Origin of the sequence: Haloarcula pellucida (assembly GCF_014647235.1) — an archaeon.
In the GTDB taxonomy this organism is placed as follows: Archaea; Halobacteriota; Halobacteria; order Halobacteriales; family Haloarculaceae; genus Haloarcula; species Haloarcula pellucida.
In genome coordinates, this window is sequence record NZ_BMOU01000005.1 from 313,526 (window position 1) to 325,856 (window position 12,331).

14 protein-coding genes are annotated in these 12,331 nt (G+C 67.0%); 8 read left to right on the forward strand and 6 right to left on the reverse strand.

Features of this window, described 5'->3' with window-relative positions:
- Window positions 1-46 precede the first annotated feature (46 nt).
- Window positions 47-244: a DUF7470 family protein gene (locus tag IEY28_RS16260; RefSeq protein WP_166967657.1), complete on the reverse strand. Its 198-nt coding sequence runs from the start codon at window positions 242-244 to the stop codon at window positions 47-49.
- 38 nt (window positions 245-282) lie between these two features.
- A complete protein-coding gene (locus IEY28_RS16265; protein ID WP_189000212.1) occupies window positions 283-696 on the reverse strand; it encodes an SCP2 sterol-binding domain-containing protein in 414 nt (137 codons plus the stop codon).
- 106 nt (window positions 697-802) lie between these two features.
- On the opposite strand from IEY28_RS16265, the gene eif1A reads away from it, so the two are divergent.
- The 8 genes from eif1A to IEY28_RS16305 all read left to right on the forward strand — a co-directional run bounded on the left by eif1A (window position 803) and on the right by IEY28_RS16305 (window position 8,099).
- Complete coding sequence (gene eif1A / locus IEY28_RS16270; RefSeq protein ID WP_166967653.1) at window positions 803-1,090, forward strand: translation initiation factor eIF-1A; 288 nt, start codon at window positions 803-805, stop codon at window positions 1,088-1,090.
- 42 nt (window positions 1,091-1,132) lie between these two features.
- The gene (gene rio1, locus IEY28_RS16275; protein ID WP_189000215.1) at window positions 1,133-2,071 is read left to right on the forward strand and encodes a serine/threonine-protein kinase Rio1; all 939 of its coding nucleotides are present in this window, start codon (window positions 1,133-1,135) and stop codon (window positions 2,069-2,071) included.
- A gap of 249 nt (window positions 2,072-2,320) precedes the next feature.
- A complete protein-coding gene (locus IEY28_RS16280) occupies window positions 2,321-2,869 on the forward strand; it encodes a KH domain-containing protein (protein WP_166967649.1) in 549 nt (182 codons plus the stop codon).
- A gap of 138 nt (window positions 2,870-3,007) precedes the next feature.
- The gene (locus IEY28_RS16285) at window positions 3,008-4,003 is read left to right on the forward strand and encodes an ATP-binding protein (protein WP_189000438.1); all 996 of its coding nucleotides are present in this window, start codon (window positions 3,008-3,010) and stop codon (window positions 4,001-4,003) included.
- Window positions 4,004-4,356: 353 nt separating this feature from the next.
- Window positions 4,357-6,039, forward strand: coding sequence for a thermosome subunit alpha (gene thsA, locus IEY28_RS16290; RefSeq protein WP_189000441.1), 1,683 nt, complete (start codon window positions 4,357-4,359; stop codon window positions 6,037-6,039).
- 553 nt (window positions 6,040-6,592) lie between these two features.
- Window positions 6,593-6,745, forward strand: a complete 153-nt coding sequence (locus IEY28_RS16295; protein ID WP_189000218.1) for a hypothetical protein — start codon at window positions 6,593-6,595, stop codon at window positions 6,743-6,745.
- Between the two features lie 66 nt (window positions 6,746-6,811).
- A complete protein-coding gene (locus tag IEY28_RS16300; RefSeq protein ID WP_189000220.1) occupies window positions 6,812-7,762 on the forward strand; it encodes an AEC family transporter in 951 nt (316 codons plus the stop codon).
- A 46-nt stretch (window positions 7,763-7,808) separates the two neighbouring features.
- The gene (locus IEY28_RS16305; RefSeq protein ID WP_189000223.1) at window positions 7,809-8,099 is read left to right on the forward strand and encodes a hypothetical protein; all 291 of its coding nucleotides are present in this window, start codon (window positions 7,809-7,811) and stop codon (window positions 8,097-8,099) included.
- 21 nt (window positions 8,100-8,120) lie between these two features.
- Here IEY28_RS16305 and IEY28_RS16310 read toward each other — a convergent pair whose 3' ends face one another.
- The 4 genes from IEY28_RS16310 to lrp all read right to left on the reverse strand — a co-directional run bounded on the left by IEY28_RS16310 (window position 8,121) and on the right by lrp (window position 12,252).
- A complete protein-coding gene (locus IEY28_RS16310) occupies window positions 8,121-9,503 on the reverse strand; it encodes a protein kinase domain-containing protein (protein WP_189000226.1) in 1,383 nt (460 codons plus the stop codon).
- Window positions 9,504-9,638: 135 nt separating this feature from the next.
- On the reverse strand, window positions 9,639-11,123 hold the full coding sequence (locus tag IEY28_RS16315; RefSeq protein WP_189000228.1) for an MATE family efflux transporter: 1,485 nt from the start codon (window positions 11,121-11,123) through the stop codon (window positions 9,639-9,641).
- The gene (locus IEY28_RS16320; protein WP_189000231.1) at window positions 11,120-11,716 is read right to left on the reverse strand and encodes a TetR/AcrR family transcriptional regulator; all 597 of its coding nucleotides are present in this window, start codon (window positions 11,714-11,716) and stop codon (window positions 11,120-11,122) included. Before IEY28_RS16320 ends, IEY28_RS16315 begins: the two co-directional genes overlap by 4 nt.
- 77 nt (window positions 11,717-11,793) lie before the next feature.
- Window positions 11,794-12,252: an HTH-type transcriptional regulator Lrp gene (gene lrp / locus IEY28_RS16325; protein WP_166967637.1), complete on the reverse strand. Its 459-nt coding sequence runs from the start codon at window positions 12,250-12,252 to the stop codon at window positions 11,794-11,796.
- Window positions 12,253-12,331 lie beyond the last annotated feature (79 nt).

Here is a 12,331-nt window from a genome sequence, read left to right on the forward strand (position 1 = left end):
TCGAGACGGACGGCGGGGCGTGCTTCGCGTTCGGTTTGCGGGCCGCTTAGGGCATCCCGCCGCCCATCCCCATCCCGAAGGAGGCCAGCAGACTCGTGACGAGGCCGTAGACGACGAGGCCGAGGCCGCCGACGACGAGTGCGATACCGGCCGCTACGATCGGTTGCTTCCATGCGACGAGGCCGATACCACCGAACAGGACGACGACGCCCGCGATACCGGCGGCACCGAGTTTGTCGAGCATACCCGAGTTCGCCCGGCGGGCGGACAAAAGCCCGTCGGTCAGTACTCGAACTCGGTGTCGACGCCCTGTGCTGCGCCGACCATCTCCGCGACGGCGTCCTGTCGGCGCAGGAGCGTCATCGTATTGCCGGTCACGTCGAAGGTGCCGTTCATCACGGACTCGGAGACGTCGAGGTCACCCTGTAACATCGCCACCCAGGCCTCGTAGGGCCCGCGGAGCGCGAACTCGTAGTCGGCGTCGCCGTCGACGAGGTGAGCGTCCGTACAGACGCCGTCGCCGATAGTGACCAGGAACCGTATCGGGTCACCGTCGTAGACGTCGTCGGCCTGAATCTCGAAGCAGAACGTCGCGTCGAAGTCGGCAGCGGCCTCGGCGAAGGCGTCGCGGTCGTTGATCCGGTCGCGCCACGCCTGCGCCCAGTCGTCGGCCTCGGCGGGCAGCCTGAGAGTCATGCGCGGCGCTTACGGTGGCCAGACCTTGTGCCTTACCACTCGGGCGTCTCGCTTGGCGACGGGCAATCGTACAAAACTTAACCCTCCCGGGGCCGAACACTCAGCTATGAGCGACAACGAGGGCCGGAAAGACCTGCGGATGCCGGACGACGACGAGGTGTTCGCCGTCGTCACGAACATGCTCGGCGCGAATCGCGTGAAAGTACGCTGTATGGACGGCGTCGAACGCACAGCCCGGATTCCCGGCAAGATGCAAAAGCGTATCTGGATCCGCGAGGACGACGTCGTCCTCGTCGAACCGTGGGACTGGCAAGACGAGAAAGCAGACATCACGTGGCGCTACGAGAAGCAAGACGCTGACCAGCTCCGCGAGGAGGGCCACATCAAGGAGTAGCGCCGTAATGCACCGCGCCACAGCCTCGACGGAGGCCCAGACGTGAGCGACAGCGAGGCGGAGTTCGGGCTGCTCGAAACCGACGAGGCCGAGGGCGTCGGCGACGAGTGGGAGGAGATCGACGTCTCCGACACCGAGGCCGACCGCATCGCCAGAAAGCGGGACCGCGAGTTCAGCGAGTTCCGGAAACGCATCAAGGACGCCGACCAGTTCAAGGTCGAGGCCAGCGTCTTCGACGACGCCACCTACGGCGCGCTGTACAAACTGGTGCAGGACGGCCACATCGACGCCTTCGGCGGCCCCATCTCGACGGGGAAAGAAGCAAACGTCTACACCGCGCTCTCGGGCGACGAGGAGGTAGCGGTGAAGGTGTACCGCATCAACGCCTCCGATTTCAAGGACATGCGGGGGTATCTGGACGGCGACCCCCGGTTCGAGGGCATCGGCTCGGACAAGAAGAAAGTCGTCACCGCGTGGGTCCGCAAGGAGTCCTCGAACCTCAAGCGCGCCCGCCGCGCGGGCGTTCGCACGCCCGAACCCATCGCCGTCGAGCGCAACGTCCTCGTGATGGAGTATCTGGGCACCGAGGAGGGCCGGGCCAAACGGCTGAACGAAGTCCACATCGAGAACCCCGAGACGGCCTACGAGGTCGTCAAGGAGTACGTCCGCCGTCTCTACGACGCCGGCCTCGTCCACGGGGACCTCTCGGAGTACAACGTCGTCTTCCACGAGGGGCAACTGTACATCATCGATTTGGGGCAGGCGGTCACCATCCACCACCCCAACGCCGACGAGTTCCTCGAACGGGACTGCCGGAACGTCGCGAACTTCTTCGCCCGGCAGGGCGTCGACGCCACGCCCGACGAGCTGCTCGCCTACGTCAAGGAGTACGCGACGCCGAAAGACGACGACGACACCGCACCCGGCAGCGACGACGACGCCGTTCCGCAGGGGACGCCCGAGGACCGACGCGAGGACTAACCGAGACGTTCTCCAGCGACCGCATGACGGCCCGGAGACGAGATACGGGTGGGACTGAAAGGGGCCGGACGCTCGTCGCCGCCCCGAGGAAGCAAGCACGCGAGCGAAGCGAGCGCGCACAGCGACTCGCGGCGGTACGAGCGTCCGGGGGCTTTCTGGTGGTTTGCAGTCGGCTGTTCGTCCGGAGACACCGCCGAGACTAGACGCCGAAGTCTTAAACAGGCAGAACCCCGTACTCCGAAGCATATTATGAAACACGTGAAGATTCCGCAGGACCGAATCGGCGTGCTGATCGGCGAAGGTGGTGAGACCATGCGCGAAATCGAAGAGCGGGCGGAAGTCCGTCTGGACATCGACTCCGAGGACGGGACCGTCAAGGTCGAGTCCGTCGGCGACCCCGTGACCGCGCTGAAGGGGCCGGACATCGTGAAGGCCATCGGCCGCGGGTTCGCGCCCGAGGACGCGCTGGCGCTGCTCGAAGACGACATGATGATGTTCGAGATGATCGACATCGAGGCCGCCGCCCGCAACAAGAACGACCTCCGTCGCCAGAAGGGCCGACTCATCGGCGAGGGCGGGCGGACCCGGGAACTCATGCAGGAACTGACCGGCGCCGCCGTCGTCATCTACGGGTCGACGCTGGGTATCATCGGCGGCCCCGAACAGGTCGACGCGGTCCGCGAGGCCGCCGAGATGCTGCTCGACGGCGCACCCCACGGCTCCGTCTACTCGTTCCTCGAACGCAAACACAACGAGATGAAACACAAGGGACTGGAGTACCACCAGTTCACCGGGTGAGCGGGCGACGCGGCTTTTTCCTCCCGTTCGGGCGTAACATATAACGCCGCGGGCCGTCAACGATAGCGGAGAACGACCGTGTCAGACGACAGCGACGGCGCCGGCGGGACCGACACCGGCCAGAGCGTCGGCGACGTGATGGACCGGCTGGAACGGCTTCGGGCCGAGGACGAAGAGCGCTCGGAGACGGTCTCGGAGGGCGTCCTGCTGGACCAGTTGCGCGAGGTCGAACAGCGTCTGCTGGCCTTCGGGGAGGCGCTCGGCGGCGACCCCGAGGACGTGACGGACCTCCCCTTTACCGAGGAGGCCGGCCTCGATCACATGCCCGAACCGCTGTACGTCCGCCACGACACGGCGATGCTGAATCAGGTCACCTCGTGGCTGTTACAAGACCAGCACATCGGCCTCGTGAGCCCCTACGGGACCGGGAAGTCGGCGTTCCGCGAAATCGTCCTGCGGGACCTCTCGAAGCACGACGACTTCGTCGTGACGCATCTGGACAATCCCCGAGAGACGACGGCGCGGGCGCTGTACCAGACGGTGCTCGAAGCGGCCTACGCCGCCGGCTTCTCGGTCGACTTCGGACACTACTCGCAGGTGCGCAACGGCATCCCGTGGGCGACGGCGGAGGCGAAGACGGCGGTCCGTGAAATCGTCGAGCGGGTGCGCGAACACGGGAAGACGCTCCTGTTGGTCGTCGACGAGATAGAGGTGCTGGAGGCTGACCTGCTCTCGCCGTTGCAGGTGGCCGGCGACGCCGGCGTCCGTCTGTTCCTGACCGGGACCCCCGAGGGGAAACGCCGGGTCGCAGAGATTCGCGGGACGCTCGACTCCCGACTGCGCTACTACGAGGGCATCGAACCGTTCTCCCCGGACGACGTCGCGGAGTACGTCGCTCGCTCGCTGGCGTACTTCCGCGGAGAACCGTACGACGGCGAGACCCCGGACCAGTTCACTCGGGCCGCGATAGCGGACATCCACGAGCGAACCGAGGGGGTCCCCCGAGAGGTGCGCATCGAGTGCCGCGAGTTGTTCACGCGGGCGGCGTTCGTCTGGTACCGCACCGGACAGGACGTCGACCGGATACAGGTGACGCCGGAACTGCGCCACCGGCGGTTCGGGATGGGGCACTGAGAAGCGCCGACGCCACGTCAGCCTGATCAGACGCGGGTGATGAACGTCACCGCCTCGACTTCGAACGCCGTGTCACAGCGGGACGTACCGACCGACTTCGATGCGAACAGGTCGGTGATGCTGTCGAGGACGCCCACGTGCCCTCCGTGCGTTCGTTCGGACGAACGCGTGAGGAATCCTCTCGACAGTTCACGCTTACCCGCCCAGACGTCCGAGAGAGACTATTTAAACACACCACGACAGACAGTGCCACACCGCCGAGAGCGATAGACAGTACGGTGATACATCGTCCGGCAGCAAAAGCATTATATAGAAGCACATTCAATCATCGTCTGACTATGGCTCAACAGCAGATGGGCAACCAGCCCATGATCGTACTTTCCGAGGAGTCCCAGCGCACCTCAGGGAAGGACGCCCAGTCGATGAACATCACGGCCGGCACGGCCGTGGCAGAGGCCGTTCGGACGACACTCGGCCCGAAGGGCATGGACAAGATGCTCGTCGACAACTCCGGGTCGGTCGTCGTCACGAACGACGGCGTGACCATCCTCGACGAGATGGACATCGAGCACCCGGCGGCCAACATGATCGTCGAAGTCGCCCAGACCCAGGAGGACGAGGTCGGGGACGGCACGACGACGGCCGTCGTCATCGCCGGTGAACTGCTGTCGAAGGCCGAGGAACTCCTCGATCAGGACATCCACGCCACCATCCTGGCGCAGGGGTACCGTCAGGCCGCCGAGAAGGCCAAGGAGATTCTCGAAGAGAACGCCATCGAGGTCGACGCCGACGACACCGAGACCCTAGAGAAGGTCGCCGGCACGGCCATGACCGGCAAGGGCGCCGAATCCTCGAAGGACGTCCTCGCCGACCTCGTCGTCCGCGCCGTCCAGTCCGTCGCCGAGGACGACGGCACGGTCGACACCGACAACATCCAGCTCGAGACCGTCGTCGGCGGCGCCACGGACGAGTCCGAACTCGTCGAGGGCGTCATCGTCGACAAGGAGCGCGTCCACGACAACATGCCGTTCGCCGTCGAGGACGCCGACGTCGCGCTGCTGGATACGGCCATCGAGGTCCCCGAGACGGAACTGGACACCGAGGTCAACGTCACCGACCCCGACCAGCTCCAGCAGTTCCTCGATCAGGAAGAGGCCCAGCTCAAGGAGATGGTCGACAAGCTCGTCGAGGCCGGCACGGACGTCGTCTTCTGCCAGAAGGGCATCGACGACATGGCCCAGCACTACCTCGCACAGGAGGGCATCCTCGCGGTCCGCCGCGCGAAGAAGTCCGACATCGAGGCCCTCTCGCGCTCGACGGGCGCCCGCATCGTCTCGAACATCGACGACGTCACCAGCGACGACCTCGGCTTTGCCGGCTCCGTCGCCCAGAAGGACATCGCCGGCGACGAGCGCATCTTCGTCGAGGACGTCGAAGACGCAAAGGCCGTGACGATGATCCTCCGCGGCGGCACCGAACACGTCGTCGACGAGGTCGAGCGCGCCATCGAGGACTCGCTCGGCGTCGTCGCCGCCACGCTGGAGGACGGCAAGGTCCTCCCCGGCGGCGGTGCCCCCGAGACCCAGCTCGCGCTGGGCCTGCGTGACTACGCCGACTCCGTCGGTGGGCGCGAACAGCTCGCCGTCGAGGCCTTCGCCGACGCCATCGACGTCATCCCGCGCACCCTCGCCGAGAACGCGGGTCACGACCCCATCGACTCGCTGGTCGACCTCCGCAGCAAGCACGACGGCGGCAACGTCACCTTCGGGCTGGACGCCTACTCCGGCGAAGTCGTCGACATGGAGGAAGACGGCGTCGTCGAGCCGCTCCGCGTCAAGACCCAGGCCATCGAGTCCGCCACCGAGGCGGCCGTCATGATCCTGCGCATCGACGACGTCATCGCCGCTGGCGACCTCAAGGGTGGCCAGGGCGACGACGACGACGAGGAAGGCGGCCCCGGCGGCCCCGGCGGCGCGCCCGGCGGTATGGGCGGCGGCATGGGCGGCATGGGCGGCGGCATGGGCGGCATGATGTAAGAGAGGCGAGCGTACGCGAGTCTCTTCGAACGGGCGAACGGGCCGTCGTCTCGTGAGCCGAGTGCGGGTCCGGGGCTCCAGACCCCTCGGGCGCGCACACGGTCAGTAGCCCGCGAGCCCCATCGAGCCATCCCCCGACCGCCTGCCGCTGTATCGCTTCCGAACGATTTTCTCTCCGTCCCTCGCGTCCGTAGCCGGTGGCCCGTCCAGTGACGAGGCCCCAGTCCCCTCCCGGACTCGACCGACGACGTCTCGACGCGCCGTCCGGGCCGAGTCACACTGCCGGTCGGTTGGAACGACAGCACGGACACTGGTGTGTGACTGGGCACCATGCCAGAGACATCTACGCACTGTCAGTATCGATATGATAGGTATCCGGTGAGTAATCGACGATACGACGAAATCAGCTGGGATAGAGATCGCCATCGGCGAGGAGCGATACTGCGATAGCTGGCACGCAAAAGTGTGTACCCGGTACATACAGTTTTTTCTCCGGGCTGGCTGCCTCCGCTATGGTCGGGTCAACAGTCGGCGGGGAACGGAGCGAGACACGATGTCGGTGGTGAAGTGGGTCACGCGAGTGTTACACGGGGCACAGTCCTGCATCCTCTATGAGTGTCGCATCTGCGGGTCGACGATGGACCAGCGACTGGACGCCTGCCGTGAGTGCGGGTCGCGAGAGATCGCACGGTACAAGCTCTGCTGACCATCGGCGGCCGACGGTAGCGAGCGAAGTCGAAAGGGTTCTTGCCGTCGCTACGAGAGTGTGCGCGTGTCACTGCTGAGTATCTTCGCGTCGGCCATCCTTCCCGTCGTCGGCGTCGCGGCCATCGGCTTCCTGCTGGGTCGCCACGAGGGCATAGAGGCAGACGGCCTCACCACCGTCACCGTGTACGTCCTCGCGCCGGCGCTCGTGGTCCACAGTCTGACCACCTCGGAACTGGCCGGCGGGACCATCGTACAGGTGGTGCTTGCCGTCTTCGGGTTCACCGCGGCGATGCTGTTCGTCGCCGAACTCGTCGGCCGCCTCTCGGGCCACTCGGAGCCGCTGTTGGGGGCGTTCGTCCTCGTCACCGTCTTCCCGAACACGGGCAACTACGGCATCCCGCTCGCCGACTTCGCGTTCGGGGAGACAGGGCGGAGCGTGGCGGTGCTGGTGACAGCGTTACAGGGCGTCCTCCTGTACACCCTCGGCATCTACGTCGCGGCCCGCGGGGGCGACAGCAACCCGCTGTCGGACATGCGCCGGGTGTTCGGCGTGCCGCTGGTGTACGCCGTCGTCGTCGCGCTGGCGGCCCGATGGCTCGGCGTCGTTCCGCCCGAGTCCTCGACACTGATGACGACGCTGGAACTGCTCGGCAACGCCTCCATCCCCGTGATGTTGCTCATCCTCGGCATCCAACTCTCGACTGTCGACGGGACGGACACGCTCCGCCCGGTCGGCACGGCGAGCGGGCTTCGCCTCCTGCTCGCGCCCGTCGTCGCCACCGGTGTCGTCCTGCTGGCCGGCTTCGCGAACCCCACCGTCGCCCGCGTCGTCGTCCTCCTGCTCGCGACGCCCACCGGCGTCACGACGCTCATCCTCGTCGGCGCGTTCAGCCGCGAGACGGACGGTGTCGCCCCCGGCGAGTTCACCAGCGCGACGGTGCTGGTGACGACGGTGGCGAGCGTGCTGACCGTGACGCTACTGGTCGCAGCGTTGCAGTCCGGGCAGGTGGTGTGAGATACGACAGTTATCGTTATGTCAACTCGTACCAAACAAATCCGGTATGGAGCGTGGCACCGACAGGGAACGGGCAGCGGTTCGGGACCGCTGGGAGGCCATGGAGCGCCAGCGGACGCTGACGACCGACCTGCTGGCCGGGCTCTCGCTCGTCGCGGCCGGCGCCATCGTGCTGGGTCTGGCTGCCGCTCGCAGCGTCTGTGAGACGAGCCTCAGGGGGCACGTCCTCGGGTGTACGCCCCTCGCCGGCAGCGAGTCGGCGCTCCTGTTGGTCGCCGTGGGTGTCGCTGCGCTGGTCGCCGGGCTGTGCCGTTTCTGGCGGGTCACCCGGACGTGACCGCCCCCTCGCTCGTCGCGGTTACAGCGACTGCACGAGTCGCCAACAGTCACGCCGCACTGCGGCGGCCGTCTCGTAGCGCCGGAGTTTGTCCTTGGCCGTCGCCTTCGTGACGATTTCGTCGACGGCCGCCGGGAGTCGCGGGTCCACCGACGTCGGGGCCGGCGGTCGCTCCTGAAGGACGCCGCGGCGAACCGCATCGTACTCGCCGGAAAACGGCGGGCGGCCGGTCAGCAGGCGGTAACACACCGTCCCCAGCGCGTACACGTCCGTCGCGGCGTCGATACCCCCGTACTCCCGCGAGAAGTACTCCGGAGCGGCGTAGCGGGGGTCTAAGTACGCCGACGGTTCGAAGTGTGCGCGCACGGTGTCCATCAGGCCGACGTTGTCGAGCCGTGGGGCCGGCACCCCCTCCAGCGACGACACGGGGTAGACGACAGTCTCGGGGTCGATACCGCCGTGGACGAGGCCGTTTCGGTGGCAGTTCGCGAGCGCGCCCGCGAGGTGAGCCACCTCGCGGAGGGCGCGTTCGGTGCTGGGCCGGCCCCGGTCGGCCAGCGAGCCGTCGAGGTACGGCGTCGCCACCCACGGCCGCGGATGGTCGCCCCAGTCGTGGACAGTCACCAACCCGTCGTGGTCGGCGACGCCGGCCCAGCGAGCCAGCGACTCGGCGACGCCGGCGGCGAACTCGGTGCGGGCGTCGGCCTCGTCGGGCAGGTCGAACAGGCGCAGGGCGACGCCGCGTTCCTCGCCGTCGAGGGTCGCACGTGTACGCAGGACAGACCCGTATCGAATCGCCTGCTCGGGTTCGACGACGGCGAGGTCGTCGAACTCGCCGAACAGTTTGATGGCCCGGAAGGCGCGGGACTGCTCGGCACGGGCCAGTCGGTCGCGTCTGTCGACGGCCGCCGGGTCGCCGCGGTGTGCCCGTTCGGCCGCGCGGTCCGCATCGGCGGCCGGCCCGTCGTCGGTACTCGCTCGTTGTGCCACGCCCGGACCGGGGTCGCGCGTGTCGTGCGTCTCGACGACCTGCCGAACCGCGTCGGTGACGCTGCCGCCGTCGGCCCGTTCGGCGAACGACCAGCCGTCGGCCTCGTCGATAGCGGTCCGGACCCGGCGGGGCGCGTCGCAGTCGGCCAGCGCCGTCCGGACCGACTCCCGGTGGTCCGTGGCGAGGGTCGCCAGCGTCCGAACGAACGGGCGGCGGTCGTCGGCCGCCGAGAGGTGGTCGAGGAGTCGCGTCGCGAGCGAGCGCGAGAGCGACTCGTCGGCGTCGGCGAGCAGACAGAGTGCGCGGGCGGCCTCGCGCGGGGCGTCGCCGTCGAGCGCCGCGAGCAGGGGCCGCCCGAACACCGCGAGCAGTCGCTCACCGTCCCGGTCCCCCGACTGTGCGCCGCTACTCATGCGTCGATGATTACGGGCGTTCCCCCATGAACGTACGTCAGACGGCCGTCACACGACGTGGCGCGGCAGACCGACCGTCGTCGGTATCTGCTCACGGGGTCGGCGAATACCGGGAAACGGCCACAGCAGTCCCCGTCAGTCGTCGGCGATAGCGACACCCTCGGCACGGGGGTCGGCCTCGCGCCACGTCCCGCGGAGGAACCACGCGGCGGCGATACCGGCCGCGAGGACGTTCGAGACGCTGAATGCCAGCCAGATGCCCTGTTCGGCCAGAGAGAAGGCGAAGGCGTCGACGACGGTCGGGCCGAGCCACGCCGGGACCACCACCGACCGAGAGGCGACCCACGCGACGGGCAAGCGAATGACGCCGAGCATCGTCACCGCGAGCGCCGCCGCGGTGAGCGTCTTGCCCGACCCGCGGAACCCGCCTGAGTACGAGCGGACGATGCCGATGAACCCGAAGGTGGGCGCGACCCACTGGAGGAACTCGGCGCCGATTTCGACGACCGCGGGGTCGTCGCTGAACACGCTGACGACGGTCGGCGCGGCGAAGATGGTGACGGCGCCGAGCGCGGTCAGGATGACGAAGGAGAACTTCGCGGCGAAGTGGTTGGCCTTCGCGGCGCGGTCGGGTCGGTCCGCGCCGAGGTTCTGGCCGGTCATCGTCTCGACGCCGCGGTCCATCGCGATGGCGGGCATAAACACCAGCGAGAACACGCGGATGCCGACGCCGAACGCGGCGACGACGGTCACGGAGAACGTCCCGACGATGAACAGCATCGCGTTGACCGACAGCGCTCGCCCGGTCCCCTCGACGGAGGCCGGGATGCCCAGTTCGAGCAGTTTCCGGAAGTACGTAAAGTCAGGCACCATGTCTCTCGGGTTGACGCGGATGCCACGGTTCCCGCGGAGCATGAGTGCCACGCCCACGGCGAACGCGAGCCCACGGGAGAAGACGGTGGCGACGGCCGCGCCGACGACGCCGAGTTCGGGGAGCGGCCCCCACCCGAAGATGAGGAACGGGTCGAGGGCGATGTTGAGGACGACGGTGCCGAACATCACGAGCATCGGCGTGACGGTGTCGCCGGCCCCGCGCATCAGCGAGATGAACACGAAGAAGCCGAACATCGTCGACAGGCCAAGCGAGACGACCTGCAGGTAGCCCGTCGCACCCGGCAGGACCTGCTGTGAGGCCCCGAGCAACGCGAGGAAGTCCTCGACGAAGAAGTAACCGACGGCGCCGAGGACGACCGAGGCCCCGACGGCGAAGGTGAGCGTCTGGGAGGCGGCGTACTCCGCCTCCTCGGGTTCGTCGGCCCCGGTGTGCTGGGCAACGAGGACGCTCCCGGCCACCGAGAGGCCCATCCCCAGCGAGATGAGCAGGAATATCATCGGGAACGCGAAGGAGATGGCCGCCAGCGCCGTCGTGGAGTACTGCCCCAGCCAGAAGGTGTCCGCGAGGTTGTACGCGACCTGCAGGAGGTTGGTGATGACGATGGGAAAGGAGAGATACAGCAGGGGCTTGCCGATGGGGCCGCTGGTGAGTTCGAGGTCCTCTTGGCCTTTGAACAGACCGCCCAGTCGCTCGCCGAGGGCGGCCATCCGGTCGCGGACGGTCACGCCTCGACCTCCCGTTCGGTCGCCAGCACGTGGGTCTCGACGTACTCGGCGAGCATCCGCCGCGTGCACTCGACGGAGCGGCCGGACGTGACGCGTTCGGTGGCCGCACCGGTCAGCACCGTGACGACGAACTGCGCGGTGTCCTCGGGATCCATCTCCGGATCGAAGGTCCCGTCTTCGACGCCGGCTTCGAGGACGGTCGTGAGTTCGTCCGCGAGGTACTCGTCGAACCGCGTCAGCCGTTCGCGGAAGCGGGGTTCGTAGGGTGCCTGTGCCCGGATTTCGAGGATCGCCGTCCCGAACTGCTCGCTGTCGTCGTCGGGCTTGTCCAGCACCGCGTCGACGAGTTCGAGGAGGGTCTCGTGGTGGTCCTCCCCTCCGACGTCGGACGTTCGCTCGACGAACCCGTCGTAGAGGTAGTCGAGGAAGGCACACAGCAGGTCGTGCTTGCTGTCGTAGTGGTAGTGCAGCGCCGCCTTGCTCTTCTCGGACTCGTCGGCGATGTCCTGCATCGTCAGGTCGGCGTACCCGTGGGCACACAGCGCGCGGTAGGTCGCGCCCATGATCTCTTCGGAGGTGTCGCCGTCGCTCATTATCAGTAACTAACTGACCAGTCAGTCAAGAACCCATCGGTCTCACGGGTCCCCGGGCAGACGAACGGCAGAAAGGGTTACTCCTGAAGGTCCAGTTCGAACTGCTCGTGTTCGGTCGCCGTATTGAGGACGACCGACGTGTTGGACTCGTTTATCTCGGGGTCGGTGAGCAGTTCTTTGATCTGGGCGTTCATCCCATCGGTGTCCATGAACTTCCCGACGGCGATGATGTCGTAGTCACCGGTGACCTCGTACACCGATATCATCTGCTTGTGCTGTTTGAGACTCTCGGTCACGTCGGGGAGCGAGGACCCCTCTACCTTGAGTTGGATGATAGCCGTGACGTCGTACCCCAGCGCGTCGTAGTCGACCTTCGGTGTGTAGCCGTTGATGATGCCGTCCTCTTCGAGCGCGGAGAGGTGGTTCGAGACGGTCGTGACGGAGACGTCGAGGTCCTCACCGAGACTTCGGAGACTCGCCCGTCCGTCCCCCAGAAGCGCATTTACCAACTTGCGGTCGAGATTTTCGTACGTCATTACACCCACACACGTTCTCGGGGGATTAGAATTTTACGAATGTCCAACTGCTGGGCACAGCCTCGGAATCCTTGCGTAA

Excerpts from the sequence above, each read along its gene's own strand:
- IEY28_RS16320 (WP_189000231.1), bottom strand. The coding sequence starts at position 11,716 with ATGAGCGACGGCGACACCTCCGAAGAGATCATGGGCGCGACCTACCGC.
- IEY28_RS16265 (WP_189000212.1), bottom strand. The coding sequence starts at position 696 with ATGACTCTCAGGCTGCCCGCCGAGGCCGACGACTGGGCGCAGGCGTGG.
- IEY28_RS16260 (WP_166967657.1), bottom strand. The coding sequence starts at position 244 with ATGCTCGACAAACTCGGTGCCGCCGGTATCGCGGGCGTCGTCGTCCTG.
- lrp (WP_166967637.1), bottom strand. The coding sequence starts at position 12,252 with ATGACGTACGAAAATCTCGACCGCAAGTTGGTAAATGCGCTTCTGGGG.
- IEY28_RS16280 (WP_166967649.1), top strand. The coding sequence starts at position 2,321 with ATGAAACACGTGAAGATTCCGCAGGACCGAATCGGCGTGCTGATCGGC.
- IEY28_RS16295 (WP_189000218.1), top strand. The coding sequence starts at position 6,593 with ATGTCGGTGGTGAAGTGGGTCACGCGAGTGTTACACGGGGCACAGTCC.
- IEY28_RS16310 (WP_189000226.1), bottom strand. The coding sequence starts at position 9,503 with ATGAGTAGCGGCGCACAGTCGGGGGACCGGGACGGTGAGCGACTGCTC.
- thsA (WP_189000441.1), top strand. The coding sequence starts at position 4,357 with ATGGGCAACCAGCCCATGATCGTACTTTCCGAGGAGTCCCAGCGCACC.
- IEY28_RS16305 (WP_189000223.1), top strand. The coding sequence starts at position 7,809 with ATGGAGCGTGGCACCGACAGGGAACGGGCAGCGGTTCGGGACCGCTGG.
- IEY28_RS16285 (WP_189000438.1), top strand. The coding sequence starts at position 3,008 with ATGGACCGGCTGGAACGGCTTCGGGCCGAGGACGAAGAGCGCTCGGAG.
- eif1A (WP_166967653.1), top strand. The coding sequence starts at position 803 with ATGAGCGACAACGAGGGCCGGAAAGACCTGCGGATGCCGGACGACGAC.